The sequence below is a fragment of the Salinisphaera sp. C84B14 genome (genome assembly GCF_040361435.1).
GTDB lineage: Bacteria > Pseudomonadota > Gammaproteobacteria > Nevskiales > Salinisphaeraceae > Salinisphaera.
In genome coordinates this window covers 18,098-44,165 of record NZ_APNL01000013.1, presented here as the reverse complement: position 1 = coordinate 44,165, position 26,068 = coordinate 18,098, and the positions used below count along the sequence as shown (strand labels likewise).

Here is a 26,068-nt window from a genome sequence, read left to right as displayed (position 1 = left end):
TCGGATTGCGTTGGCACCGTCTCCAATACCTGCTTGCCTTCGAGCGCTTTGCCGATGCGCTGCGCGTGTTCGCCGCGCTCGCCGGCGTCATGCTCTATGCCGGGCTGGGCGATAACGTTCGCGAGCTGATTCCGCTCATGCTTGGCGTGATCGCGGCCGCGATCGCGGAAACCGACGACAGCTGGCGGCGGCGCGCGACGGCCCTTGCGGTGACGTTGCTGTGCTTTGCGCTGGCCGCGCTGCTGGTCCAGCTGCTGTTCGAGCGTACCCTGGTATTCGGCGTCGCCCTTGCGCTGGGCCCGTTCGTGCTTGTGATGATGGGAGCCGCCAGCCCGCGCTATGCAACCATCAGCAATGCCACGCTGCTGCTGGCCGTCTACGGCATGATCGGGCGCGACCAGCATCCCGTGACCGATGCCTTCTGGTATCAGCCGGCGCTGTTGGTGGCCGGTGCCGGCTGGTACGGGCTGCTGTCGCTGGCATGGAACGCGGTGTTCGTGCATCGGCCGGTACGCCATGCTCTGGCAAGGCTCTACGACGCGCTCGGCGATTATCTGGACTGCAAGGCACGCCTGTTCGAGCCCAGCCGCGGCGTGGATATCGTGGCCTGTCGCAATGCGCTGGCCCATGCCAACGCAGCCGTGGTGGCCGCGCTCAACGAGGCCCGGCTTGCACTCATCGACCGGCTCGACGGCCGCCGCTCGCGCTCGGCCATGAACGAAAACCTGCGCCTGTACCTGGCCGCCCAGGATATTCACGAACGCGCGGCCTCATCGCATCATCCCTATTCAAGGTTGACCCACGCCTTCTTTCACAGCGACCTGATGTTTCGCGCACAGCGGCTGGTCACGGCCGTGGCCGGGGCCTGTCGCCAGCGTGCCGCCGGGCTGCGCTATCAGAACAGCCTTGGATTTACGGCGGTGAATACGGCGCGCCACGAATTCGATGCGGCGCTTGCCTATCAGCGCGAGCGTGAAAACGCGCCCGGGCGCGAGCTGCTGACCGTGGTTGAGGAACTGGCCGACAATCTCGATTCGCTGGCCGAGCGTGTCGCAACCGCCAAGGCACCGGCCGGGCAGGTCGACGAAGGACGTCTTCAGAATCCGGCCCCGGCCAGTTTCGGCGAGGGACTACGCCGCGCGGCGGTTGAGCTCACGCCGGCCTCGGCGCGTTTTCGCCACGGCCTGCGACTGGGGCTGGCGATGCTGGTGGGTTATGCGGTGCTCAAGATCGTGCACCCGGAGCAGGGCTACTGGATTCTGTTGACCGTGATGCTGGTGTGCCAGCCCGACTATGGCGCGACTCGAAAACGCGCGATCCAGCGGGTGGGCGGCACGGCGCTTGGCCTGATCGTGGGCTGGGCGCTGCTCAAGCTGTTTCCGGGAAGCGAAATCCAGCTGCTGCTTACAGTCGCAGCGGGGGTTACGTTTTTCGCCACCCGGTTTCGACGTTATGTCGTCGCTGCGGCGGCCATCAGCGTGCTCGTGCTGCTCGCGTTCAACCAGGTCGGCAACGGCTTCGACCTGATCATGCCGCGTCTGCTGGATACCCTTATCGGCGGCGCGATCGCATTTGCGGCCATGCGGCTGGTGTTGCCGGATTGGCGTTCGCGCGAACTGCACCAGCGGCTGGCCGATGCACTGGCTGCCAACGGCCGCTATCTGCGCGCGATCTTCGTTCAGTATCGCCATGGCAAACGCGACGATCTCGACTATCGCATCGCCCGTCGGGATGCGCATAACGCGGATGCATCCGTAAGCACCCATGTATCGTCCGCGCTCAAGGATCCGCACGGCGCGCGTGCCGACAGCAAACAGGCGTTGGCCGTGCTGGCCAGTGCGCAGACGCTGATCGCGCATCTGTCCACGCTGGGCGCACACCGGCAGGTGCTGTCCGCCCATGCCGGCAATACGCTGCTCGAACAGGTGGCCTCCTATATCGCCGATACGCTGCAAGAAGCCGGGCATGCACTCGTGCGCGGTGAACCCATGCCCGTGGACAGCGAATACGAGCAAAGCCTGCGCGAAGCGCTCATGGCCATGCCGCTGGGCGAAAGCGAGCCCCAGCGCCTGATCCGCGGCCAGCTCGCCCAGCTGCTCGACGAACTGCCGCGGCTGCGGCGCGTGGGGCAGGCCCTGGTGCGGTATTAACCCGGACCTGGAACAGATATTCAATAGCTGATTTTTCGGCCTGATACCGCCCGTGTGCGAAAGCAGGCGCGCCACGGCAAACGCTCGTGAAGCCAGGGCGAGGACCGACTACAGGTGTCGGCGTTTATTGTTGCGCGGCGTTGAAAACGCTGCCGCAGTCAGCCGTCTTGATGCCGGATTAGGGAACCTCTGATCTATTCATCCACGGTCGCGTTTGAGTTCCAAAAGGCCGCGATACAAGGCGCATGGCGCCGCGTCATAGCCACTCTATGATCCAGCCATGCAACGCCGTAGCGCGGCCTTTTGGGCCAAACCGCTTAGCGGCCGGGCTTTTGCGCGCGCCTGAGCGGCGTTGCCGCTCGCTTATTTGCATTCAGCAAACGGCGCCCGCGGCGTCTGATCAGACGCGCGCAAAAGACACCGGCGCGACCGTGGATGAATAGATCAGCGGCTCCTTCGCGTTAACAGGCCCTAATCGCGGCGGTCGTCGTCGCCGGGCAGCGGCAGCTGGGCGATATGAAACTCGCGCGCAACCTTGATGGTCGGCCGCAGCAGAAAATGCACCGAGCCGATGGTGAAACACCAGGTCGCCGCGACCATCAGGCTTTCGTAGAAGAACATCACCGAACCGACCAGGAAATACAGCGCGGCCAGAAAATCGTTGAGCGTATAGAGCTTTTCGTAACGGCCGTAGACCCGACGTTCTTGGTGAGTGGCGGCGTGTTTGGGTTCGAACATGGCGGCCATGAATCGGTTCCTCGTTAATGGGCGGCTTGGATCGCGTGGTTGCGCGAGAACATAGCCGAACTGTGCAGGCGCTCACCAGCGTCGCGGCGCGCCGCAGCGGTGCACGGGCCCGGCGCGGGACGCTCAGACCGGCACGCCACCCAGACAGTAATACTTGGTTTCCAGGTATTCCTGCATGCCGGCATGTGCGCCTTCGCGGCCCAGGCCGGATTGCTTCATGCCGCCGAACGGCACGTGCGGACCGGTGATATCCATGGTGTTAACGCCCACCATGCCGTAGTCGAGCGCGCGCATGAATTTGCGAATTCGGGCGTCCGAATGCGTATGCACGTAGGCCGCCAGGCCATACTCGGTATCGTTGGCTTGGGCGATTACGTCGTCGTCGTCATCGAAGGCACACACGGCCGCCAACGGCGCGAACGCTTCTTCGGAGAAGATGCGCATGTCGGGCGTGATGTCGGCGAGCAGTGTCGGCATGAAATAGCGCGGGCCGGGCGCTTTGGCCTGGGCACGACCGAATACCCGGGCACCCTGGCTTTCGGCCTCGTCGGCCAGAGCCTGTGCCTTTTCCACCGCGCGCTCGTGGATGAGCGGTCCGATCTCGCTGGCTTCGTCGGCGCCGTTGCCGACCGTCATCGCGTTCATGCGTTCGACAAAACGATCCACGAACGCGTCGTAAAGATCGCGGTGCACGAATAGACGGTTGGCGGCCACGCAGTCCTGTCCGCTGGTCTGAAATTTCGCGGCAATGGCCGAGTCCACCGCGCTGTCCAGATCCGCGTCTTCGCAGACGATGAAAGGTGCGTTGCCGCCGAGCTCCATCGACATGCGCTTGACTGTGGCCGCACCGTCGCGCAACAGCTGGCGTCCGATCGGCGTGGAGCCGGTGAACGACAGCGCACGCACGCGCGGGTCGTCGCACAGTGCTTTCGAAACGCGCTCGGCGTCGCCGGTCACCACGTTGAACTGGCCGTCGTCGAGGCCGGCCTGTTCGGCCAGCGCAGCCAGTGCGAGGGCCGAGAACGGCGTCTCGCTGGCCGGTTTGACCACCACGCTGCAGCCGGCCGCCAGGGCTGCAGCGGCCTTGCGGGTGATCATTGCCAGCGGGAAGTTCCACGGCGTAATCACGCCCACCACGCCGACCGGTTCCTCGACCGTTCCCAGCGCCATGTCCGCGTTCTCGGCCGGGATATTCACGCCGTTGCTGCGCCGGCCTTCTTCGGCAAACCAACGAATGAAGCTGGCCGCATAATCGACTTCGCCGCGCGCTTCGGCGATCGGCTTGCCCTGTTCGCGGGTCATCAGCTGGGCCAGGGCTTCGCGGTTTTGCTGCATGCCGTCGTACCAGGCCAGCAGCTTGTCGGCGCGGGTCGTCACCGGCGTTTCGCGCCAACGTGTGAAGGCCGCATCGGCGGCGTCGATGGCGCCCTGCAGGCGGTTCGGCTCGAGATCGGGGATATGGCCTATGGTTTCGCCGTTGGCCGGATTGTCCACCGCCCGCCGCGCCTGGTCGGCGGCATCGATCCAGCGGCCGCCTACATAGGCGTGCTCGCGAAAGAGTTCGGTTTGGCTATCCGTCATGGCTTTGCCTCGATGTGCTTGCGATGGCCTCGAACTTGGGGCGCAAGCCGTCGGTGTCAACCGTGCGGGGCGGGTTCGTCCATGGCAGGCGCGCGGCATTCGATCAGCGGCCGCGGCACGGGTACTATGATCAACCTGTGAACGACCGATTCGCAGGATCAGATCATCGCGAGTCACGACATGCACGAACCACGGCCCCCCGGGCCGCACGCAGGCGAAGAAGCCGCGAATTCTCTAGAGACAACGCTGACCGAGCTTTTCGCCGGCGTCGAGTATGCGGTTCTATGTGCCGACGAAAGCCGGCGCATCTGTTTCGTCAACGCCGCCGCGTTGGCGCTGTTCGGTTGTCGCGAAAACGACATGCTGGGCCACAAGGCCAGCGAGTTCTATTCTGCGGCGGCGCAGGACCCGTCTGCCGCTACCTGGCAGACCGATGCGGATACGGGGCAGGGCTACCGTCGTTCGCTTTGGCCCCGCCGTCGTTGCGATGGTTCGATCTTCGCCAGCCAGACCCTGCTGGCCACGCTTCGCGATCCACGCGACGGTGGCATGGTCTATCTCGAGCTGGTCTACGAAGTGAAGGACTGGTCCGGCCCGTCCCAGGTTCTGCACGCGCTGCGACGTACCGTGTTCGATCCGGCACTGACCTACGAGGCGCGCCGGCAGGCGCTGCTGGAATTCGGCTGCCAGCACTTCGGTCTGGAGTACGGGGCCATCAGCGAACCGGATGGCGAAGAACTGGTGGTCGCCGCCGCGGTGGGCCCGGGGCGTGATCTGCAGGTGGGACAGATCTTCAAGCGAGGCGACACCTATTGCGATCATACGTTGGCGCAGAACGCGGTGTTTCGTCGTGACGGGCTCAGCTGCGAACGCGTGGCGGTGCGCAATTACGGCGGGCTGATCGAGCTGGGTTGCTATATCGGCTGTCCCGTGCGAACCGGCGATCAGGCACAGGGCACGATCTGGTTTGCCGGTCGCGACGCGGACGGGTTGTTCAGCCGGGCGGACCTTGATCTCATGGTCACTTTCGCCCGCTGCGTGGGCGAGGAAATAGCGATCGAGAACGGTATCGGTGGGCTCCAGCGGGCCCGGGCGCGGCTGGCCCACGGCGAATCGCGGGACGAACTGACCGGTCTGGACGATCGCGCGGGAATGATCCGCCGGCTGAACGACGCGCTTGAGCGCCGACCGGAGCGACCAGAACAGGCGTTGAGCGTCGCGCTGCTCGCCGTGGACCAGTTCGACACGCTCGATACCCGCCATGGCCAGGGCACGGGCGATACCGTGCTGCGACGAATCGCCGCAATCTGCCGAGACACGCTGCGCGAAAGCGATCACGTCGGGCGCTGGGGCGCTGACGAGTTCCTGCTGCTGTTACCCGATACCACCTGTGAACAGGCCCGAGTCACGATCGAACGCCTGCTACAGGCACTACGCGAACCGCCAGGCCCCGATTCGATGCCTCGAGTGACCGCGAGCGCCGGCGTGATCGAAGCCGCGGGCGAAGACAGCGCCCAGATCATCGTGCATCGCGCCGATGTCGCACGCCATCTGGCGAGGTCAAAGGGCAGGGATCGGGTGGAAATCGGCTAAAGCCCGAAGATGGCGCTCCCTACGAGACTCGAACTCGTGTTTTCGCCGTGAGAGGGCGACGTCCTAGACCGCTAGACGAAGGGAGCAGCGATCGGCCGCACAGTATAGCGGCAGGCGCGCACGGCTCAAGCGATTTTTTGCCTGCGGCGATCAATTGGCGGCGCTGAGCCCGTCGGCATAAAGCCGCCAGAGCAGCAGTACCGCATAGATCGCGATCAGAGCGAAGCATACGATCGTGACCGCGCGGGGGCCTTTGCTCTGCGGAATCGGTTCGCCGCGCAGACGGCGCAGGCGCAGGATGAGCAGGCGTACCGCCAGCCAGCCAAGAAACGAAAACAGCAGTAATGCCAAGAGAAGCTTCATCGCAGTATCGCAAGACCTGTCATGGCTCTATGCATTGGCAGGGGTCGCCTGGCGGTCGGTGTCGTGGCGCACACGATTTGCGCATACGCGCATGGCCCTTTGATGAAACAGCCATCGACGCAAGACCAACCCAACCCTAGCCGGCGAACGGTTTCATCAGGTTGCCGAGGAATACACCGGCGAGACGGGGTTCCATGCATAGCGAGAACAGCACGCCATAGCCCGCGCCCCACAGGTGCGCGCTGTGGTTGATGTGATCGTGACCGATGCGTCCGGCATAAAGACCGTAGGCCGTGAACAGACCGGCATAGACCACCGCAGGAATGGGAAAGAAAAATACGTAGATGGTCGACCAGGGAGCGATCAGCACATAGGCAAACAACACCGCCGACACCGCGCCCGAGGCGCCGAGGCTGCGATAGCGGCTGTCGTTGCGATGCTGCAGATAGCTCGGGATGATCGCCACCACCACGCCGACGAGGTAGAAGATCGCGAACCCCGCGGCGCCTATGTAGCGCTCGAAAAACCCCTCGATCGCGCGGCCGAAGAAGAACAGCGTGATCATGTTGAACAGCAGATGCTGGCCATCGGCATGAATGAAACCGTGGGTGATCAGGCGCTGGTATTCGCCGCGATTGACGGCCGGCGGCCAGAAGATCAGCCGTTCCATCATGTCGCGGTTCTGGAACGCGGTAAACGAGACAGCGCAGGTCACCGCTATCAATAGAATCGTGACGATCATCGAAGCCTTTCCCGAAAAGAACGTGCAAGCGCCCGGGCCAGGCGCTGGTAACCCCCATGGTACCCGGGCTGTCCTTCTGCCGGGTGACGAAACAGCGTATCGCCTGTCGCTGAGCCAGGGCGTGTCGTCACAAGATAAGGCGGCGCATCGGCGGCCAAGCCGCGGCACGACAAGGCATCGCGAGCGTCGCGTCGTTGTTCCACGTAAGCGAGCCCCTGAAAATCGACTATGGCGCAGGATTGTCGCGGCTTGGCCGTCGACCGATCGTTATTCGTTGGGGGTTGCCCGCGCCGGAGGCGCCATGCCGCTGGCGGGCCTTGACCGTGGGCCCGCCACGCTCGGCGGCCCGCGCCTTGCCTGATACGCCTGGGGCGCGCAGTGCGGGGGCGGGGTGTTGCGAAATGTTGCTCCGGTCAACCGCCGGGCAGGGCGCCGGTGCGACGCGTGCGTGTCAGAAAGGTTTGAGCCCGAATCTCTGTGGCAGGGCCGGTTGGTCGATCTTGCCGATCTGGGAGAAGTCCGCTCGGCCGAGTATCTGATTGAGCCGACGCGAATTATCCATGCTGCGCACCACCCGGATGCGCGCGGGCTGGCCGTCCTCGCCAAGGCGCAATACCCAGGCAAGAAAGCCACTCGAACAGTGAACGAGGCTACCGATCGGGTAAATACCATGACGCTTCATGTAACGCTGCAGCCACTCGCGGTCGGCTTCGTCACAGCTATGGTATAGGTCACGAAACACGTCGAGCGGCGTTGCCGCCTCGTGGGCGCCGATACCGCCCCGGACCTTGACGTCGATCAGGTCCACGATACGGGCAGCACGCGCGAGCGCGGCCAGGGCGACGGGTAGCTGGCCCGCATCGGCGGCATCGGTCGAATTGAGGCCTTCGATCACCGCACGGCGTGCGCCGCTTGCCGCCCAGGAGCCGGCCGAGCCCAGCGCCGGGTTGAGTTCCATATGGCTGTTCGTCGGCGCGCTCGGGTCGGTAATCAACGGGTCGGTCGCCGCGGTCTGCGGCCCGGCCTGTCGGATATTGCCCAGGTCGTGCACGAGCGCGGCCAGCACGATATCGCGCAGATTACGAACCAGCGTCTCCTCGCCCTGGACCAGATCGGCCAGGCGCCCGGCGACCGCAATACAATGGTGCAGCAGCGCGGGCTGTTCACTCAGGCAGCACAGCGCATAGAGAAACGCCGCGCGATCTTCGGCCAGCAGCTTGCAGAGCGTATCCGCGCATTTTTCGAGTTCGTCGATAGGCAGCTCGCGGCCATGGCGCAACGCGATGGCGGCCGTGCCCAGCACATGCGCCACATGGCGCAGCGGGCCCACCATCGCGGTGGTGCTTGCGTAGGGCCCTTTCTCCTGCCGATCCAGGCGGACCGCCACCGGTGACTCGGCGCCGCCGATGAACAGCCGCGAGGGCTGAATCATGTGATTGCGGCCCTGGCCGGCACGAAACGCGATCTCGCGCTCCATTTCGCGCAGCAGTGCCGGCACTTCGGTCTGGCGTCCGGCCCCGGTGGTGGCGAATGAAAAGCCGACGTAGGCGTAGGCATTACGTTCGGCCATCTGCACATGGCGTACCACGGCGGCCATCGAAGCGCGGGTGCCGTTGGGGAACTCGATGAGCAGTGCGGCAACCTGTTGCCCATGGGTCAGCAGCATGCCCGAGCGCAGCTCGATTTCGATACCGCAGCCGCCCAGCGACAGGTCCATCAGCCGCGCGTCGATGGGCGCGTGGTTTTCGTGCACCTGCAACTGCACCAGCGCACGCATGCCGCGCACCAGCCGAACCCGGGTGGATTCACGCTTGTTGGAGACATAGACCCGTTCGGGCTTGGCCACGATCAGCTGTGGCGGATCGGCCTCGATACTGAATTGTTCGACCGCGATACCGCTGAACAACAGCGCTTCCGTGCCAAGGCTTGCATGCAGGCGCACGCCCGCGGCGAAGCGATCACGGGCCAGTCCAAGCACGTCGATCATCAGCCGGATGCGCTGGCCGCCGGCCTCGATACGAAATTCCTGGATATCGAAGCGCTCTCCGGTAGCTACGCACTCCAGGCGCAGATCGCAGTAGGGGCGCTCCTGCATGGCTTCGAAGGCGCTGGCGACGCGGTCGCCATCGTTTATCTCGATACGGGGGGCGTCAATCACGGGCGAAAGTAACCGCGCGGGCGGTAGCGATCGGGTTTGTCGTCATGCCCCTATCGGCCGCGCATGCGCGGGATTGAATAGGGGCTTGGCTGGATATTGTCATCAATTCGCCATAGGCCGGAAAAGTCAGCGACCGCGGGTTGCGGCATGCGCACGCCCTGCCGCGCCGAAGACGGTGCGCCCGATGCGTATGCCGACCGCGCGGGCGCTCTCGCCGCCCGGTTGGAAATCGGTATTGCGCGGGTCAAGCTCGTAGAGATGATACCCGCCCTGCGGGGATGTCGTGTAGTAGTCCACGCGTTCCTCGGCCGGCACATCGGCGCGGCGCTGCAGACGATAGAGCAGGTAGACGCCCAGCACCGCCAGAAAGACGGTATTAGTATAGAACAGGCCGTTGGGCCCGAACTCGTCCATGGCCGTGGCTGCCACCACCGGTCCGATACAGCTGCCGATACCGTAGGCCAGCAGCAGCGTCGTGCTGGCGGCGGTGATCCGGTGGCTGGGCATCTGGTCGTTGGTGATCGCGACCGAAACCGGGTACAGCGCCGCTGACAAGCCCATGTACAGACCGACAACCGCGATCAGCACGACCGCATGGGTATTGCCGACGAACGGGATGGCAGCACTTGTCATCGCCGCCACCACGAGCACGCCCATGAGCACCCGCCGCCGGTTGAAGCGATCGCACAAACGCCCGATCGGCCAGGCCAGCAGCATCGCGCCGACGATCGCGCTGGCCATGAACAGCGACAGGCGATCGGTCGGCAGGCCGATGCGATCCGCATACACCGGCGCCATCGCATAGAAGGCGTTCACCAGCAGCCCCGCGATCAACGCCGCACTGACGCCCACCGGCGAGGTGCGATAGAGCGATACCAGCGACAAACGCTCGGCGCCTTCAACCGTCGGTGCATCCATGCGCGTCAACGACAGCGGAATCACCGCCACGGTCACCAGCATCGCCGCGAGCGTGAAGGGGAATACGTTCTCCGGCGCGCTGACGTTGATGAGCAGCTGGCCCGACGCCGTCGAGAGAAAGAACACGATCTGATACACGGCAAACAGCCGCGCCCGGTTGTCATTGGTCGCGCGGCTGGAAAACCAGCTCTCCATGACAATCATCAGGCCGGCCATGGCAAAACCCGCAAACGCGCGCAGTGCGGCCCACAGCGGCGCGTTCACGGCCAGCGGGTAGATCTGGATGGTCACCGCCAGTGCGGCCGCGAACACGGCAAACGCGCGGATATGGCCGACGCGCTCGACCACCCGCTCGGCGAATACGGTGCCGAGGGTAAAGCCGACCGAATAACACACCAGAATCCAGCCGATCAGGCTGGTGGAAAAACCTTCCACGCTCAGGCGCAGGCCGAGCAGCGTCATCAGGAATGCGTTGCCGCTGATCAGCAGCACGATACTGGCAATAAGCGCGATCAGGGAGGTGGCCAAGCGTGTCATCGGAGAACCAAAACAAACGGGGGAAAACAGTAATTGCAACTGGATGCGAACGCCGTCGGTGGCGGCGGCGCATCGGGCAGCGCGGGTGCGCTAGGCGGGCTCGGCGCCTGCGAGCCTGATCTGCGGATGATCGAAGGCGATACGCCCGGCGATGGCCGCCATTTCAACGCGTGGCTGCGGGTACACCCAGCCCGCGTTCTCGTGGCAAACGCCGTCGATCACCACATGGTAATAGCGCGTATCGCCCTTGTACGGGCAATGCGTCTGCTTGTCCGAGCGCTGCAGGCAGTCGGACACGATCGCCGCCCAGGGCAGATAGAAACGATCTTCATAGCCGCGTTCGCTCAGGCGTATTGCCTGCTCGGTGTGCCCGATTTGCTGGCTGCCGGCGTACACGCACAGGAGCGCGCCATGTGCCTGCAACTCGATACGGTCGTCGAAATAGGCCGGCATGGCGGCTCCTGGAATGTCTGCGGTCAGTCGATACGCTGCTATAGCGGGTGGCGTCCGGGCCCATAGTCTGGTGTTGTAGTCGGATAAATCAAGCGACGCCGCGCCAATTTTCACGACTGTTGAATTCGCCGCAAAACAGGCCCGCCGTCGTCCAGCACAGACAACTCTGCGTGCCACAGGCAAGCCCGGGCCAGTTCGTCTTGTGCATGGCCTCGGATGAGCGAAACGCCCACCCGTGCACGGGACTGTCAGCCAAGTGAGGAATACGAGATGGATTTTTTCTATAACGCCCCCGAACGGGTCGTCGACGAGGCGATCGACGGCCTGGCACGGATCGCGCCGATCAAACGCAGTGCCGAAACGCACGGCGTGCGCGTCGTGGTCGATAGCGACTGGGACAAATCGCGGGTTGCCGTGCTGTCCGGTGGCGGCGCCGGGCATGAACCGTCGCATGCCGGCTTCGTGGGCGACGGTATGCTCGCCGGCGCGATCGCCGGCGATATCTTTACCTCGCCCAGCGTGGAGGCGGTGCTCGCCGCCATTCGTGCGACCTGCGGCGAGGCCGGCTGCCTGCTGGTCATCAAGAACTATACCGGCGACCGGCTCAACTTCGGCCTGGCGGCCGAGCGCGCCACCCGCGAAGGCTATCGCGTGCGCAGCGTGATCGTCGCCGACGATATCGCCTTGTCGGATGCGACCCAGAAACGCGGTCTGGCCGGGACCGTGCTGGTCCATAAGATCGCCGGTCACTATGCGGCGTCCGGCGCGGACCTCGACACCGTGGCCGATATGGCCCAGCGCGTCTGCGATGGCCTGTGCTCGATCGGGCTGTCGCTGTCGAGCTGTACGTTGCCCGGCCATGCCATCGACCGGCGCAGCGCGGAGCTGGGTCTGGGCATCCATAACGAACCCGGCGTACGCGAGGTCGATCCGGCGGATGCCGGCGATGCCATGCAGCTGGTACTCGAGCCGTTGCTCGAAACCATCAACGAACGCGCCGGCACCGATACGCCGCTGCTCGTCATGCTCAACAATCTGGGCGGCTGTGCGACCCAGGAAATGGGCGTGCTCTTCAACGAACTGCTGGCCCGTCTGCCGGCCGAACGCGTGGCCCATGTGGTGGCCCCGGCTGCCTTGATGACCTCGCTCGATATGCACGGTTTCTCGGTAACGCTGCTGGCCGCGGAAGACGACTTTGTCACGGCCCTGCAATCGGCGGTGGCGGCGCCGGCTTGGCCCGGGCTGTATCGCCCGCAGGCAATCGACACCTTCGATGTCGAGCTGAGTGCTGCTTCCGACGACCCGGTTGGCAAGCGCGACACCGATCGTGAACAGCGCATCGAAGGCGTCGTACAGCGTCTGATCGAGTCGAAGGACGAACTCGATGCGCTCGATGCCAAGGCCGGCGACGGCGATACCGGCACCACGTTCGCCGCCGGTGCCCGGGCGATCGGCGATGCCCTGCAGGCACAGGCACTGTCGAGCGGCGAAGATGCACGCCTGGCCTATGAAATCGGTGAAATTCTCGCCCGCGACATGGGCGGCTCGAGCGGCGTGCTGCTATCGATTCTGTGCACGGCCACCGGCGCGGCGCTGGACGAGGGCAGCGACTGGGCCGGCGCACTCGGTCGCGGTATCGAACGCATGCAGCATTACGGCGGCGCCGCCCCGGGCGACCGCACGCTGCTCGATGCGTTGATTCCGGCGGTCGAGGCCCTCGCCGACGGCGGCGGTCTGTCGGCGGCTGCCAAATCGGCACGCACCGGGGCCGATGCGACGCGATCCATGACCCATGCCCGGGCCGGGCGCTCGGCCTATGTGCCCGAAAACGCCCTGCGCGACCTCACCGATCCGGGCGCCGAAGCAATCGCGCGTGTCTGGCAGCAGTTGGCCGAGGGCTAGTTTTCGTCGCGCGTCATCTGTTGCATTCGCCGCAACAGGTGACGCGCGGCGGCTGTCGCAATGCAACAGCTGTAGCGTGCCGGTGCGCTCGCGTCACGCGGCGCCCGTATTTATAAAAATCCATTAAAAACAGATGCCTGGTTGTTTTCTTGTTGTGCCCGTTGGCCTTGCTGCGGGTTCGCGGATCGGCTGGCATGCCGCTTGCTCCTGTCGTGATCAATAAAACGCGGTCTGTATGACAGCCGCATAAAAATGGCGTTCGAGGAGATCCCAAAACGGCGTGCCCCGGCGATGTCTGTTCGGCTGCGATAGCGGTCGACGCGTCGGCTGTGGCGGTGCGTCGATGCCCGCCCTCGAGCGTCTTCTTTCGACAAGGAGCGCTATCCATGAGCAAGCCGGCAGAACCCGAACAGAATTTTATCGACGGTCATTTCGTGGCCGTCCATGGCGAATCGATCGCGGTCGAAAACCCGGCCACCCAGGCCACCATCGGCCATATCCCCGATAGCGATGCAGACGTGGTGAATACGGCCGTGGCCGCTGCGCGTCGTGCCCAGCCGGCCTGGGAAAAGCGTCCGGCGATCGAGCGTGCCGGTTATCTGCGCCAGATCAGCGCGAAACTGCGTGAGCGGGTGGCCGAGTTCGCCGACATCATCGTGCGCGAACAGGGCAAGGTACGGGCACTGGCCGAGGTGGAAGTCAACTTCACCGCGGACTATATCGACTACATGGCCGAGTGGGCGCGTCGTATCGAGGGCGAGGTCATCGAGAGCGATCGTGCCGGTGAAAGCATCTTCCTGTTGCGCAAGCCTGTGGGCGTGGTGGCCGGCATCCTGCCCTGGAATTTCCCCTTCTTTCTGATCGCACGCAAGATGGCGCCGGCGCTGGTCACGGGCAATACCGTGGTCATCAAGCCCAGCGAGGAAACGCCGCTCAATGCTTATGCGTTCGCGAAGCTGGTTGCAGAAACCGACTTGCCCGCGGGCGTGTTCAATCTCGTGGGTGGACGCGGTGCAGTGACCGGTAACGCGCTGTGTGCCCACCCGGACGTACGCCTGATCACCTTCACCGGCAGCGTGGCGACCGGCTCGCGGATCATGGCCACGGCGGCGACGAATCTGGCGCGGGTGAATCTGGAACTCGGCGGCAAGGCGCCGGCGATCGTGCTGGCCGACGCCGATCTCGATCTGGCCGCAAAAGCGATCTGCGATTCGCGCACCATCAATACCGGCCAGGTCTGCAACTGCGCCGAGCGGATCTATGTCGAGAAGAGCGTTGCCGAGCCGCTGGCCGAGAAGATTGCGGCGCATTTGAAAGCGACCCGCTACGGCGACCCGTCAGCCGAGGACGAGCTCGACATGGGCCCACTCATCAACAAGGCCGGGCTGGACAAGGTCGCTGCCATGGTCGAGCAGGCCAAGGCCGATGGCGCGACCGTGGTCACCGGCGGCACGACCGCCGACCTGGGCCAGGGCTATCACTATCTGCCCACGCTGCTCACCGATTGCCGCGCCGACATGGCAATCATGCGCGACGAGATCTTTGGCCCGGTCCTGCCCATGCAGACCGTCGATTCGCTGGATGAAGCCATCGCGCTCGCCAACGATTCCGACTACGGCCTCACCTCGTCGATCTACACCACCAACATCAACGCCGCGATGCAGGCCGTACGCGGACTGCAGTACGGCGAGACCTATATCAACCGCGAGAATTTCGAGGCCATGCAGGGCTTTCATGCCGGCCGGCGCAAGTCCGGTATCGGCGGTGCCGACGGCAAGCACGGCCTCTACGAGTTCATGGAGACGCACGTCGTCTACATGCAGCACGGCTAACGCACCGAGGAGAAACAACAATATGAATACGCAGAGATTCCACCCGTCGCATGCCTGGCGACGTCATACCGGGCTCGCCCTGGCGTTGTTCGCGTTCTGCCAGCCCGTGGCGTTTGCCGAAACCGGCAGCGGCGCCCGCGGGCCGGCCGATGTCGACGGCGAGCGCATCATCAATGCCGACAAGGAACCCGGCAACTGGATGAGCACCGGCCGGACCTACGACGAACAGCGCTACAGCCCGCTGGACGACATCAACGACGAGAATGTCGATGAGCTGGGTCTGACCTGGCAATACAAGCTGGACGTCGATCGCGGCGTCGAGGCCACGCCGATCGTGGTCGACGGCGTGATGTACACCACCGGCGCCTACAGCATCGTATATGCCTTCGATGCCGCCTCCGGTGAACTGCTGTGGAAGCACGACCCGAAGGTCGATCGCACCAAGGCGGCCAGTTTTTGCTGCGGCGTGGTCAACCGCGGCGTGGCCGTATGGAAAGGCAAGGTCTTTCTCGGCACGCTGGACGGGCGCATGGTGGCCATCGATGCCGCCAGCGGCAAGGAAGTCTGGTCGGTCGATACGATCATCGATCACGATCGCAGCTACGGCATTACCGGTGCGCCGCGTATCGTCAAGGACAAGGTGATCATCGGCAACAGCGGCGCCGAGTTCGGCGTACGCGGCTATATCACCGCCTACGATACCGAAACCGGCGACAAGGCCTGGCGCTTTTTCACCGTGCCGGGCGACCCGGCCAAGCCGCAGGAAAACGAAGCGCTGGAAATGGCTGCCAAGACCTGGCACGGCGATGCCTGGATCGAGCAGGGCGGCGGTGGCACGGCCTGGGATTCCATGGCCTACGATCCTGACCTGAACCTGCTTTATGTCGGTGTCGGCAACGGCTCGATGTGGAATTACAAGGCACGTTCCGATGCCAAGGGCGACAACCTGTTCCTGTCGTCGATCCTGGCGATCAACCCCGATAACGGCGAGTATGTCTGGCACTACCAGACCACGCCGGGCGACGCCTGGGACTATACCGCGACCCAGCACATGATCCTTGCCGATCTCGAAATCGACGGCAAGAAACGCGAAGTGATCATGCAGGCGCCCAAGAACGGCTTCTTCTACGTGCTCGACCGCAAGACCGGCAAGGTAATCTCGGCCGAGAAATATGCGCCGGTCAACTGGGCCGAGAAAGTGGACCTGGAAACCGGACGGCCGGTGTTCACCGACCACGCCAAGTACTGGGAGCAGGACGGCCCGGTCGTCGTACAGCCCGGCTTCTGGGGCGGTCACGACTGGCAGCCGATGTCCTACAACCCGAATACCGGCCTGGTCTATATACCCAAGCACTACTTCGAGGTGACCTACGAAGACGTACGGGACCCGGAATGGACACCGCAGAAGGGCTTCTACCAGCTCGGCACCAAGGCCGCGGCCATGTCCGACGATGCCGAGGAAATGCAGTCCTGGGCCGATCGCTGGACCGGCGGTCTGCTGGCCTGGGATCCGGTCAAGCAGGAAAAAGTCTGGGAAGTACCCCACAAGACCATCTTCAACGGCGGCACCCTCTCGACCGCGGGCAATCTCGTGTTCGAGGGCACGGCAGACGGTCGCGTGGTGGCCTATCGCGCCACCGATGGCAAGAAGCTATGGGAATCGCCGGCCAACAGCGGCGTGATGGCCGCGCCGGTGACCTATATGGCCGGCGGCGAGCAGTACGTCACCTTCATGGTGGGCTGGGGCGGCGCGTTCTCCACGTTTGCGGGCGGCCAGTCCAAGAACGCCGGTGTGCGCCCGTATGCCGAGGTGTTGACCTTCAAGATCGGCGGCAAGGAGAAGCTGGCCGAGCCTGATTTCCCGCCGCTGGCCAAGCCGGAACCGCCCGAGCAGACGGCAAGCGCGGCGGACATCGCCGAAGGCAAGGATCTGATGAACGGTCATTGCAGCCAGTGTCACGGCATGAATGCCGCGAGCGGCGGCGTGACGCCGGATCTGCGTCGTCTGTCGGCCGATACCCACGATCAGTTCAAGGCGATCGTGATGGGCGCGCGCCTGAGCAAGGGCATGCCGTCCTATGCCGAGGTGCTCGAGCCGGCACAGATCGAAAAGATCCATGCCTACCTCATCAAGCGGGCCAACGATCTGCTCGACGAGGAATACAGCGACGACCAGTAAAGGGGCGTTTCTTAGGGAACCTCTGATCTATTCATCTACGGTCGCGCCGGTGTCTTTTGCGCGCGTTTGGCAAGACGCGGCGGGCGCCGTTTGCTGAATGCAAATAAGCGAGCGGCAACGCCGCTCAGGCGCGCGCAAAAGCCCGGCCGCTAAGCGGTTTGGCCCAAAAGGCCGCGCTACGGCGTTGCATGGCTGGATCATAGAGTGGCTATGACGCGGCGCCATGCGCCTTGTATCGCGGCCTTTTGGGACTCAAACGCGACCGTGGATGAATAGATCAGAGGTTCCTTAGCAACAAAGGCCGCGTCATCCGACGCGGCCTTTTTCATGCGTACAGCAATGGCGGTTGCCGCTGTATCTAGTGCCGGTATCGAGGGTCGACGATCTGCAGCCGGGCCATGCGCCGATAGACGGTCGAACGGGCGACGGATAGATCACGCGCCACCTGCGCAATATTCCAGTCCTGCTCGCGCAGATGGGCGAGCAGGCGTTCACGCGGTGTCTCGGTTTGTTCGTCGGTGGGCGGCGTGACTCGCTCGTTGGTCAGCACGGCCGTATCGGTCGTCGCGAGCGAGGCCGGCAGGTCGGCCATATCGATGCCGTCGTCGTCGGCCAGCGCGAGCGCGAAGCGCAGCACGTTACGCAGCTCGCGTATGTTGCCGGGCCAGTCGTGGGCGAGCAGACGCTCGCGTACCTCCGGCTTGAGGCGGGCGCGGCACCCCAGCGCCTCGGCTTCGTTTTCAAGCAGGCGGTCGATCAGCCAGTCGACGTCGCTGCGCTGGCGTAGCGCAGGCAGCGATAACGTGCCGCCGGCCAGGCGGTAGTAGAGGTCTTCGCGAAAGCTCCCCGCCGCGATCAGCGTGGTGAGATCACGATGGGTCGCGGTAATGAAGCGCACGTCGAGCGCAATCGGCGTATCGCTGCCCAGCGGCAATACTTCGCGTTCGGCCAGCACCCGCAGCAGGCGTGTCTGTAGCGCCACCGGCATGTCACCGATCTCGTCCAGGAACAGGGTGCCGCCTTGTGCCTGTTGCAGCAGGCCCTTCATGCCCTGCTGGCGTGCGCCGGTAAACGTGCCGGGGGCGTAGCCGAACAGCTCGCTTTCGATCAGCGACTCGGGCAGGGCGGCGCAGTTGATAGCGACGAACGCAGCGTTCGAGCGGTCGCTGGCTGCGTGCAATGCGCGAGCGAGCACTTCCTTGCCGGAGCCGGTTTCACCCTGGATAAGCAGATCGATGGGCTTGCTCGCCAGGCGCGTCGCCTGTGCAATCAGGCGCTGCATTGTGGTGTCGTTGCCCGCGATGGCCTGTAGCGAGCCGGCGCGTGCATTTGCTTGGGCTGCGCGCCCGCGCGTGGCAGCGCGGCGCGGCTGCGACATCGCCGCATGGAAGTTGTCGTCGCTCCAGCTGCGAATACGTACGCTGTCCTGGCGTTTTTTAAGTGCGTGTACACGCGCGTTGCCATCGCGGAAGAACGCGCCGATCCCGTGGCCTACCGGGTCTTGACCGCTGGGTGGCTGGAGTATCTGACGTGCGCCGGTGTTCGCGCCCACGATCAGGCCGTCGTCGTCGAGCGCGAGGATCAGGTCGGCATGATTGTCCACGAACGCCGCATTGCGGCCCAGGCGCAGTAGCCAGTGATCGCTAAAGTGATGGCTGAAATAGCTATCTTCGATCAGCCGCGCATACAGCGAAGTCAGATGCCAGGCCAGCTGCTGGCCGGCGCGCGCGCCCGGCACCGACAACGCGGATATATCCAGTACCGCAGCGACACGACCATAGGGATCATGGAGAGGGGCCGCAGTACAGCTCAGATCGAGATGGCCTGCATAGAAATGATCGGTTCGATGGCAGGTCAGCGTTTGCTGCTCGGCAATACAGGTGCCAATGCCGTTGGTCCCGACCACGCTTTCATTCCAGACGGTACCCTCACGCAACCCGGCCGCCCGCAGTGCCGGGTCGGCGCGCTCGTCGCTGCGGCATTCCAGCGTAATGCCGTCGCTGTCGGCCAGCATGGTGGTATAGCCCTGACCCGCGATATGGCCATAGAGCTGGTCCATCCCGGTACGCGCGATATCCAGATATTCGCCCACCCGCTGTCGGCGCTGTTGCAGATAGCCTGCGCTTACCTGACGGATGCCGGGGTTGTGCTCGGGCTCCAGGCCATATTCTTGCGCGCACCGCAGCCAAGACTGGCGAATCAGTCGCTCTCCGCTTTCTTGGGCCATGGCCTGGCCGGAGTCAATAACCCGGCGAACGGTTTCGCTGTGTGGCTGTGTCATCGCGGCATCTCGCCCACGGCTTGCGATTGAGTGGCCCACTATTGCGGGCATCGGCGCCGGCTGCAACTGCTACACGCGAGTCTGTCAGCCCTCGGTCAGCGCCCGCTCGACGAAGTCCAGCCGGTCCTGGCCGAAGAACAGTTCCCCGTCCACGATAAAGCTCGGCGCCCCGAAGATGCCCAGGCTCACGGCAGCGGCGGTGGCATCGTTGAGCGCCTGCTTGGTCGTGCTGTCTTCGATTTGAGCCTCGAAGTTGGCGATGTCCAGACCGGCTTCGGTGAGCGTCGACTTCAGTTCATGGCTGTCGCCGAGGTTGCGGTTGTCTGCCCAAAGCGCGTGGAAGATCGCGCTGACGTAAGGCTCGAAATTGGGCGTGCCCAGATACGCAATCGCGCCGCGCATCAGCGGCAGGGTGTTGATCGGGAAGGCGTCGTTGCGCTGGAAATCGATATCGTAGCGGTCGACGAAGCGCTGCATGTCCTGCCAAAGGTATTCGCGTTTGGGCGCGCATTCGATCAGCGCCGGCGACTGGTTGCGGGTCGCCTTGAACACCGCGCCCAGCAGCATCGGGCGCCACACCAGTCGCGCGCCCGTGCGTTCGAGCACGCCGGGCAGCCGCTCGTAGGCGAAATAGGCATTGGGGCTGCCGAAATCGAAGAAGAATTCCAGCGTCTTGTTAGCGTGTTGCTCGGCCATGGTCTATATCTCTTTATGTTTATGGGTATCCACGGCCTCGTATCGGCTTGCGATCGCCGCCTGGCGGCCGTTGCCAGCATATGCCGCAGCCAGAATGCCGAATTTCGGTCCTGTCGCCTATCGGTACGAGGTATTACCGCTTAGAAGAGATACCGATACGCCAGCTTTTCGTCCTTGCGCGGCCCCGTAATCGACCAGCCCAGCTCGAAGCCGTGCTCGACCAGTCGCAGGCGCGCGTCGTAGCGATCCTCGCCGCAGAGGTGGCGTTCGGCCGCGATGAGTTCGTCGGGGGCGGCCGCCACGAGATCGAATAACCACACGGCGGCCTCGCAGCCGAAACGCTCGTGCCACAACGCGATACGGTCGTCGTGAACAACCCATCGATAGACGTTTCGAAAAGACAGCGCCGTGCCGGTGGCAGCAGGCGTGAATTGGCCGCTCTCGTGAAAGCGCAGACCGTCTGCGTCCACGCTCACGGCCACCTCGGCCTCGCCGTGGCCGGCCCAGCCGGTGTGCGAACCCGGGCCGGGTTCGGCTTCAAAGCGCAGCCGACGAATATCCGCCAGGCGCGAATGCAGTTCTATAATCGCGGTTTTTCCGACGTTGTACGGAGCAGATCGAGGCATGGGGATACTGGTTGGCGTAACCGGGCTTTGGGCGTTTTCGTTCAGTCTGATCGGTGTCTATCTGTCCGGCCAGGTCGATGCCACCTTTGCCGTGCTCACGCGCATCACGCTCGCGCTGCTGGTGTTCGCGCCCATGATGCGCCTGCGCGGGTTGGGCTGGCGACTGGCCACGGGATTGATGGCCGTAGGCGCGGTCGAACTGGGTTTGATGTATTTCTTTTTCTACCAGTCTTTCCTCTGGCTCTCCGTGCCCGAGGTACTGCTGTTCACCATCTTCACGCCCATTTATATCTCCTTGCTCGAGGACGCCCTCGAGCGCCGCTTCGACAGCCGCTGTCTGCTCGCCGCCCTCGGCGCGGTGGCCGGTGCCGCCGTGATTCGCTACCAGCCCATCAGCGCCGACTACTGGCACGGCTTTCTGATCGTGCAGGGGGCAAATCTGTGTTTTGCCGCCGGCCAGGTGGGTTATCGACGCCTGCACCTGGCGTTGCCCCCTGAGTTGCCACGGCGTGCATTGTTTGGCTGGTTCTTCGCCGGCGCTTGGCCATTGTCGCTGCTGCTGTTCTGTCTGCTGGGCGATGCCGACGCGCTGCCCGGCACGTCGCTGCAGTGGGGCGTGCTGCTATGGCTTGGCCTGGGCGCTTCGGGGTTTGGCTTCTATGCCTGGAATATCGGCGCCACCCGCGTGAATGCGGCCACCCTCGCGGTGATGAACAACGCGCTCATACCGGCCGGGCTGGCGGTGAACCTGCTGTTGTGGAACCACGACGCGGATGTGTTGCGCTTGGCGGCCGGCGCCGCGATCATCGTGCTGGCATTGTGGCTGAGTCGGCGCGGACAGACGGCGCGCGCTTGATTCGCGCCGGCGCTTCAGCCCGGCGGCCGTGCGCGCTGGGCGATTCCGGTCGGCGCATGAACGTGCTCGGGCGGGCTTTCCAAGCCCGCGGTGCGGGTGGCAATGACTTGCAAGGCGGCCAGCCAGACCAGCGGCACGATCTCGATGAAGATGCGCTGTTCGACCATGCGGCCCACCACGATCGCCACCAGTGCCAGCGGCAGGGCGAAGAACAGCAGGCTCATCGCCAGCCGCCGGTCGAGATAGCGGTGCCAGAGCAGCACCGGCAAATACAGAGCGGCCGTGAACCGGGCCATGTAGGTGACCAGATACAACGGGTTCGATAGCGCCTCGAGGTTGTAGAGCAGGTGAAACTCGTAGGCGGTGTTGCCCATATGCGCGTTGGGGTTGGTGTTGCCCGCGAACAGCGCAGTCAGCGGTAGCTGGATGGCCAGAAATACGGCCGCCTGGGCTGCCACCATCAGCGCATTACGCCGCCAGCCCACCACCGGCCACAGCACCAGAGCGAACGCCGGCACCAGGAACAGCGTGGTTTCGCGATTGAGGGTGGCCAGGGCGAATACCGCCAGGTACAGCGCAAAGCTGCGTAGATCGGGGGTCCGGGTCAGGCGCACCATCAACAGAATCAGCGCCAGCGTGAACATCGCGGCCGGCAGATCGTAAACGTAGTAGAAGATTGCCCGCGGTTCCCAGCCGCCGATATCCAGCGGCGAGCCGTCCGACGACAGGGCAGCGGCCATCTGAAGATCGGGTGCAATCAGGTGCAGCAACATGGGCACCAGCACGGTGAAGGCCAGCAGGCGGCGCACCGGCTCGCTGCGCCCGACGTTGAATACCACCAGGGCGCGATAGGCCAGGGCGATCAGCAGCATCCAGCCGGCCACTTCCATGAGCGCGAACAGCAGGGTTTCGCCTACCGGGGCGATTTGCTGGATCGCGGCCGCGATCGCCGGCAGCAGCACCCGGTGCTGAAAGGGCTCGACGGCTTCGAAATGCACCAGCTGCTTGAAGGTCGTGAGTTCGAACGGGCGCGTCGTGGTCAGGCGCAGACAGCTCAGAAACAGGGCCAGAAAAAGGCTGGCCAGCCACCATGCACACCGCTCGGCGGTGGTTGCATGATAAGCGTTGGGCGCAGACAGCACAGGCGGCGACATACCAAACCTCGGGACGGAAAGTATAGAAAAGCGCGACTTACGACATCGTCTGAAAACCGCGAAGCGCGATCCGCCCCTCGTGCCAAATCGCTGCAACAATCTAGCAGATCGCTGGATTGCTGCGCGCTGTTGGCGTCGGCGAACTGCTAAGGTCGGCGCCTATGCTAAAAGCCGGATGCCGGCGGCGTAAAATTTTCGTTAAGGATACCGCGACATGCAAGCAGCCGTACTGCGCAAACCGGGCGGATTGGATCGCATCGAAACGACGGCGCTGGAACCGCGCTCGCCGCAGGCCGGCGAGGTCTGTGTGCGCATCGCCGCCAGCTCGCTGAATTTCCACGACTATGCCGTCGCCAATGGCAGTATCGCCGTGCCCGACGGCCGGGTGCTGATGTCCGACGGCGCGGGCGAGGTCGTGGAAACCGGCGCCGAGGTAAGCGAGTTCGCCGTGGGTGATCAGGTGGTATCGACCTTCTTTCCGAACTGGCAGGACGGCGCCATCACGCCGGCCAAACGCCAGGGCACGCCGGGCGACAGCGGCGAAGGCATGGCCGCCGAATATGTCACCGCGCCGATGACGGCATTCACCCGTGCACCGACGGGCTACAGCGCGCAGCAGGCGGCCACGCTGCCCTGTGCCGCGCTCACCGCGTGGCGCGCGCTGATGGTCGAGGCGCGCATCAAACCCGGCGATACCGTTTTGACCATGGGCACCGGCGGTGTGTCGATCTTCGCGCTGCAGTTCGCACGCGCGGCGGGGGCACGGGTGATCGCGACTTCCAGCTCGAACGCCAAACTCGAACGCCTGCGCGCGCTGGGCGCCGACGCCACGGTCAACTACGTGGAGAATCCCGACTGGGGCAAGGCCGTGAAGGAACTGGCCGACGGGCGCGGCGTCGATGCCGTGGTGGAAATCGGCGGCCCGGGCACGCTCGCCCAGTCGATCGCCGCCTGTCGCATGGGCGGGCATATCAGCCTTATCGGCGTACTCACCGGCCTGGCTGGCAAGGTACCCACGGCGGCGTTCTTCTATTCCAACCTCAACATGACCGGTATCACCGTAGGCAGCCGTACCCAGCAGCAGGACATGGTGCGGGCGATCGAGGCCAGCGGGATCGAGCCAATCATCGACCGCTGCTTTGCCCTGGATGAACTGGCGCAGGCATTCCGCTATCAGGAAAGCGGCCAGCATTTCGGCAAGATCGGTATTACCATCTAAGCCATTGCCGAGTATCGAGCCGCGCGCATGAGCCCCACCGAATCTGTCGACCGTTCGCCGTTCCGTGTGACCGTGCTCGCCACCGGCGGCACGCTCGAGAAAAGCTACGATGCACGCTCGGGGCAGTTGTCACTGGCCGAGCCGGTGATCGACGACCTGCTGGGCCGTCTCGACATGCCCGATGTAGCGGTCCAAATCGAACGGCTCATGGCCAAGGATTCGCTCGACATGACCGACGCCGACCGCCATGCGATCGTGGCTGCGGTACAGCGGACATGCGCCGACGAAACGGTCGACGCGGTGGTTGTCACCCACGGCACGGATACGCTGGCCGATACCGCGAGGGCGCTGCATGCGACGCTCTCGCCGACGCTGCCGGTCGTGCTCACCGGCGCCATGCGTCCTTATCGGGTTGCCGCGAGCGACGGGCTGCAGAATGTGGCCCAGGCACTCATGGCCGCGCGACTGCTGGCACCGGGCGTGTATGCCGTCATGCACGGACGTGCCATCGCGGCCGATCGCGTATGCAAGGACTACGAACGCCTCACCTTGACGGCGCAGGCGTGAAGGATGCGCGGGTCGTCTAGCCAATACGGCGCCTGGCGCGAGCCAGCTTTGGCGGCCGGCGATATACCGGACAAGGCATGCCACGCGTAGCGCCCACGCTCACCGAGGGCTCGATCGTAGCCGCGCTGTTCTCGCTGGCCGTGCCGATCGTATTCGCCAACCTGCTGCAGACCGCCTACCAGCTTATCGATACCTTCTGGGTGGGCCGGCTCGGCGCGAGCGCGGTCGCTGCGGTGTCGCTGAGCTTTCCGGTGATTTTCTTTCTGATCTCGTTGGGGCTCGGCCTGGCGGTGGCCGGCACTATCCTCGTGGCCCAGTACCAAGGCCGCGGCGATACGGCGATGGTCAATCGGGTCTCGGCCCAGGCCTTGATCGGGGTGGGTGCCATATCGCTGGTGCTGGCCGTGCTTGGCGTGATCGGCGCGCATGCGGTGGTCGCCTTCCTGGGGGCGGCCGAGGATGTACTGCCGCTGGCCACGGAATATCTGCGCGTGTCGTTCGTGGGCCTGCCGTTTCTGTTTGCCTATGTGATCTTTCAGTCGCTCATGCGCGGGGTGGGCGATGCGCGTACGCCGTTGCTGATCGTTACCGGCACCGTGGCCCTGAACTTCGTGCTCGACCCCTTGTTCATCCTCGGCTGGGGGCCGGTGCCCGGTATGGGCGTAAGCGGCGCCGCGCTGGCCACGGTCGTCACCCAGGGCCTGGCTGCGGTGGTGGGCCTGGCCATGCTGTTTTCCGGGCGCTACGGCATCCGCCTGCGGCGTAGCCATTTAGTGCCCGAGTTCGCTCTGATCTGGCGTTTGCTCAAGCTCGGGCTGCCCGCGGCCGTGGAGCAGTCCACGCGCGCGCTTGGGCTCATGCTCATGACGGTTCTGGTAGCCGGCTTTGGCACGATCACGCTCGCGGCCTACGGGATTGGCACGCGCATGCTCAGCTTCGTGATCATCCCGGCGCTGGGCCTGTCGCAGGCCAGCTCTGCGCTGATCGGCCAGAACATCGGTGCCCAGCGTATCGACCGCGCCGAACGCACCGCCTGGCTGAGTGCTGCGATCGGCTTCGTGCTGCTGTCGCTGGTGGGCGTGGTGACGTTCGTGTTCGCGCGGCCCATCGTGACCCTGTTCGTGCCCGACGCGCCGGCCGTCATCGAAACCGGCAGCCTGTTCGTGCGCATCACCGCGCTGGCCTATGGCGTGGTGGGCGCGCAGATCGTGCTCACCGGCGCGTTTCGCGGCTCCGGCAATACGCTGGTGGCCATGGCCATCGCGCTGGTGTCGCAGTGGATGCTGCAGTTTCCGCTGGCCTGGCTGCTGGCCGAGCGCAGCGGGCTGGGCGCGACCGGCATCTGGATTGCCTATCCGATCCAGAACGTGCTCACCGCGCTGATCGTGGTGATCTGGTTTGCGCGCGGCACCTGGAAACATCGCAACGTCATCGAAGAACCCGCGCCGGAAAGCGCGGTGTCGCGCTACCGGCCGGGCAGCGTCACCAACACCACCCTGCGCTAGCTGCCTGTG

General features: G+C 64.5%; 20 protein-coding genes and 1 tRNA gene. 9 read left to right on the top strand and 12 right to left on the bottom strand.

The features are described from left to right. Nucleotides 1-5 precede the first annotated feature (5 nt). The gene (yccS, locus tag C84B14_RS12215) at nt 6-2,150 is read left to right on the top strand and encodes a YccS family putative transporter (protein WP_353224424.1); all 2,145 of its coding nucleotides are present in this window, start codon (nt 6-8) and stop codon (nt 2,148-2,150) included. A 471-nt stretch (nt 2,151-2,621) separates the two neighbouring features. Here yccS and C84B14_RS12210 read toward each other — a convergent pair whose 3' ends face one another. Then, nucleotides 2,622-2,897: a YrhK family protein gene (locus C84B14_RS12210; protein WP_348767876.1), complete on the bottom strand. Its 276-nt coding sequence runs from the start codon at nt 2,895-2,897 to the stop codon at nt 2,622-2,624. 123 nt (nt 2,898-3,020) lie between these two features. Then, entirely contained in the window at nt 3,021-4,478 is a 1,458-nt protein-coding gene (locus tag C84B14_RS12205; protein WP_353224422.1) for an NAD-dependent succinate-semialdehyde dehydrogenase, read from the bottom strand. A 180-nt stretch (nt 4,479-4,658) separates the two neighbouring features. On the opposite strand from C84B14_RS12205, the gene C84B14_RS12200 reads away from it, so the two are divergent. After that, nucleotides 4,659-6,071: a sensor domain-containing diguanylate cyclase gene (locus tag C84B14_RS12200; RefSeq protein WP_353224420.1), complete on the top strand. Its 1,413-nt coding sequence runs from the start codon at nt 4,659-4,661 to the stop codon at nt 6,069-6,071. A 10-nt stretch (nt 6,072-6,081) separates the two neighbouring features. Here C84B14_RS12200 and C84B14_RS12195 read toward each other — a convergent pair. The 6 genes from C84B14_RS12195 to C84B14_RS12170 form a co-directional block, all read right to left on the bottom strand. After that, a tRNA-Glu gene (locus tag C84B14_RS12195) sits at nt 6,082-6,157 on the bottom strand. A 64-nt stretch (nt 6,158-6,221) separates the two neighbouring features. Continuing rightward, nucleotides 6,222-6,434 (bottom strand): hypothetical protein, encoded by a 213-nt coding sequence (locus tag C84B14_RS12190; RefSeq protein ID WP_353224418.1) that lies wholly within the window; start codon nt 6,432-6,434, stop codon nt 6,222-6,224. A gap of 136 nt (nt 6,435-6,570) precedes the next feature. Beyond that, nucleotides 6,571-7,176 carry a rhomboid family intramembrane serine protease gene (locus tag C84B14_RS12185; protein WP_353224416.1) on the bottom strand — a complete coding sequence of 202 codons (606 nt, stop codon included), beginning with the start codon at nt 7,174-7,176 and terminating at the stop codon, nt 6,571-6,573. A 451-nt stretch (nt 7,177-7,627) separates the two neighbouring features. Then, the gene (locus tag C84B14_RS12180) at nt 7,628-9,334 is read right to left on the bottom strand and encodes a PilZ domain-containing protein (RefSeq protein ID WP_353224414.1); all 1,707 of its coding nucleotides are present in this window, start codon (nt 9,332-9,334) and stop codon (nt 7,628-7,630) included. 126 nt (nt 9,335-9,460) lie between these two features. After that, nucleotides 9,461-10,789 carry an MFS transporter gene (locus tag C84B14_RS12175; protein WP_353224412.1) on the bottom strand — a complete coding sequence of 443 codons (1,329 nt, stop codon included), beginning with the start codon at nt 10,787-10,789 and terminating at the stop codon, nt 9,461-9,463. A gap of 90 nt (nt 10,790-10,879) precedes the next feature. Continuing rightward, a complete protein-coding gene (locus C84B14_RS12170) occupies nt 10,880-11,242 on the bottom strand; it encodes a DUF427 domain-containing protein (protein WP_348767685.1) in 363 nt (120 codons plus the stop codon). Between the two features lie 270 nt (nt 11,243-11,512). Between C84B14_RS12170 and C84B14_RS12165 the strand changes: the two genes are divergently transcribed. The 3 genes from C84B14_RS12165 to C84B14_RS12155 all read left to right on the top strand — a co-directional run bounded on the left by C84B14_RS12165 (nt 11,513) and on the right by C84B14_RS12155 (nt 17,155). Then, nucleotides 11,513-13,144 (top strand): dihydroxyacetone kinase subunit DhaK, encoded by a 1,632-nt coding sequence (locus C84B14_RS12165; RefSeq protein ID WP_353224410.1) that lies wholly within the window; start codon nt 11,513-11,515, stop codon nt 13,142-13,144. A 386-nt stretch (nt 13,145-13,530) separates the two neighbouring features. Next, entirely contained in the window at nt 13,531-14,976 is a 1,446-nt protein-coding gene (gene aldA, locus C84B14_RS12160; RefSeq protein ID WP_353224408.1) for an aldehyde dehydrogenase, read from the top strand. Between the two features lie 22 nt (nt 14,977-14,998). Next, a complete protein-coding gene (locus C84B14_RS12155; protein WP_353224406.1) occupies nt 14,999-17,155 on the top strand; it encodes a PQQ-dependent dehydrogenase, methanol/ethanol family in 2,157 nt (718 codons plus the stop codon). 358 nt (nt 17,156-17,513) lie between these two features. Here C84B14_RS12155 and C84B14_RS12150 read toward each other — a convergent pair whose 3' ends face one another. The 3 genes from C84B14_RS12150 to C84B14_RS12140 form a co-directional block, all read right to left on the bottom strand. Next, a complete protein-coding gene (locus C84B14_RS12150; RefSeq protein WP_353224405.1) occupies nt 17,514-19,382 on the bottom strand; it encodes a sigma-54-dependent Fis family transcriptional regulator in 1,869 nt (622 codons plus the stop codon). Nucleotides 19,383-19,520: 138 nt separating this feature from the next. After that, on the bottom strand, nt 19,521-20,132 hold the full coding sequence (locus tag C84B14_RS12145) for a 2-hydroxychromene-2-carboxylate isomerase (RefSeq protein ID WP_353224403.1): 612 nt from the start codon (nt 20,130-20,132) through the stop codon (nt 19,521-19,523). A 140-nt stretch (nt 20,133-20,272) separates the two neighbouring features. Continuing rightward, a complete protein-coding gene (locus tag C84B14_RS12140) occupies nt 20,273-20,758 on the bottom strand; it encodes a DUF6314 family protein (RefSeq protein WP_353224401.1) in 486 nt (161 codons plus the stop codon). On the opposite strand from C84B14_RS12140, the gene C84B14_RS12135 reads away from it, so the two are divergent. Continuing rightward, complete coding sequence (locus tag C84B14_RS12135) at nt 20,757-21,614, top strand: EamA/DMT transporter family protein (RefSeq protein ID WP_353224400.1); 858 nt, start codon at nt 20,757-20,759, stop codon at nt 21,612-21,614. The genes C84B14_RS12140 and C84B14_RS12135 overlap by 2 nt on opposite strands. Nucleotides 21,615-21,628: 14 nt before the next feature. On the opposite strand, the gene C84B14_RS12130 is transcribed toward C84B14_RS12135, so the two are convergent. Then, on the bottom strand, nt 21,629-22,768 hold the full coding sequence (locus C84B14_RS12130; protein ID WP_353224399.1) for a hypothetical protein: 1,140 nt from the start codon (nt 22,766-22,768) through the stop codon (nt 21,629-21,631). Between the two features lie 214 nt (nt 22,769-22,982). Between C84B14_RS12130 and C84B14_RS12125 the strand changes: the two genes are divergently transcribed. The 3 genes from C84B14_RS12125 (at nt 22,983) to C84B14_RS12115 (ending at nt 26,059) form a co-directional block, all read left to right on the top strand. Then, nucleotides 22,983-23,987 carry a zinc-dependent alcohol dehydrogenase family protein gene (locus tag C84B14_RS12125; RefSeq protein ID WP_353224397.1) on the top strand — a complete coding sequence of 335 codons (1,005 nt, stop codon included), beginning with the start codon at nt 22,983-22,985 and terminating at the stop codon, nt 23,985-23,987. A gap of 27 nt (nt 23,988-24,014) precedes the next feature. Beyond that, nucleotides 24,015-24,554, top strand: coding sequence for an asparaginase domain-containing protein (locus C84B14_RS12120; RefSeq protein WP_353224396.1), 540 nt, complete (start codon nt 24,015-24,017; stop codon nt 24,552-24,554). 77 nt (nt 24,555-24,631) lie between these two features. Further along, nucleotides 24,632-26,059, top strand: a complete 1,428-nt coding sequence (locus C84B14_RS12115) for an MATE family efflux transporter (RefSeq protein ID WP_353224394.1) — start codon at nt 24,632-24,634, stop codon at nt 26,057-26,059. The last annotated feature ends 9 nt before the right edge of the window (nt 26,060-26,068 follow it).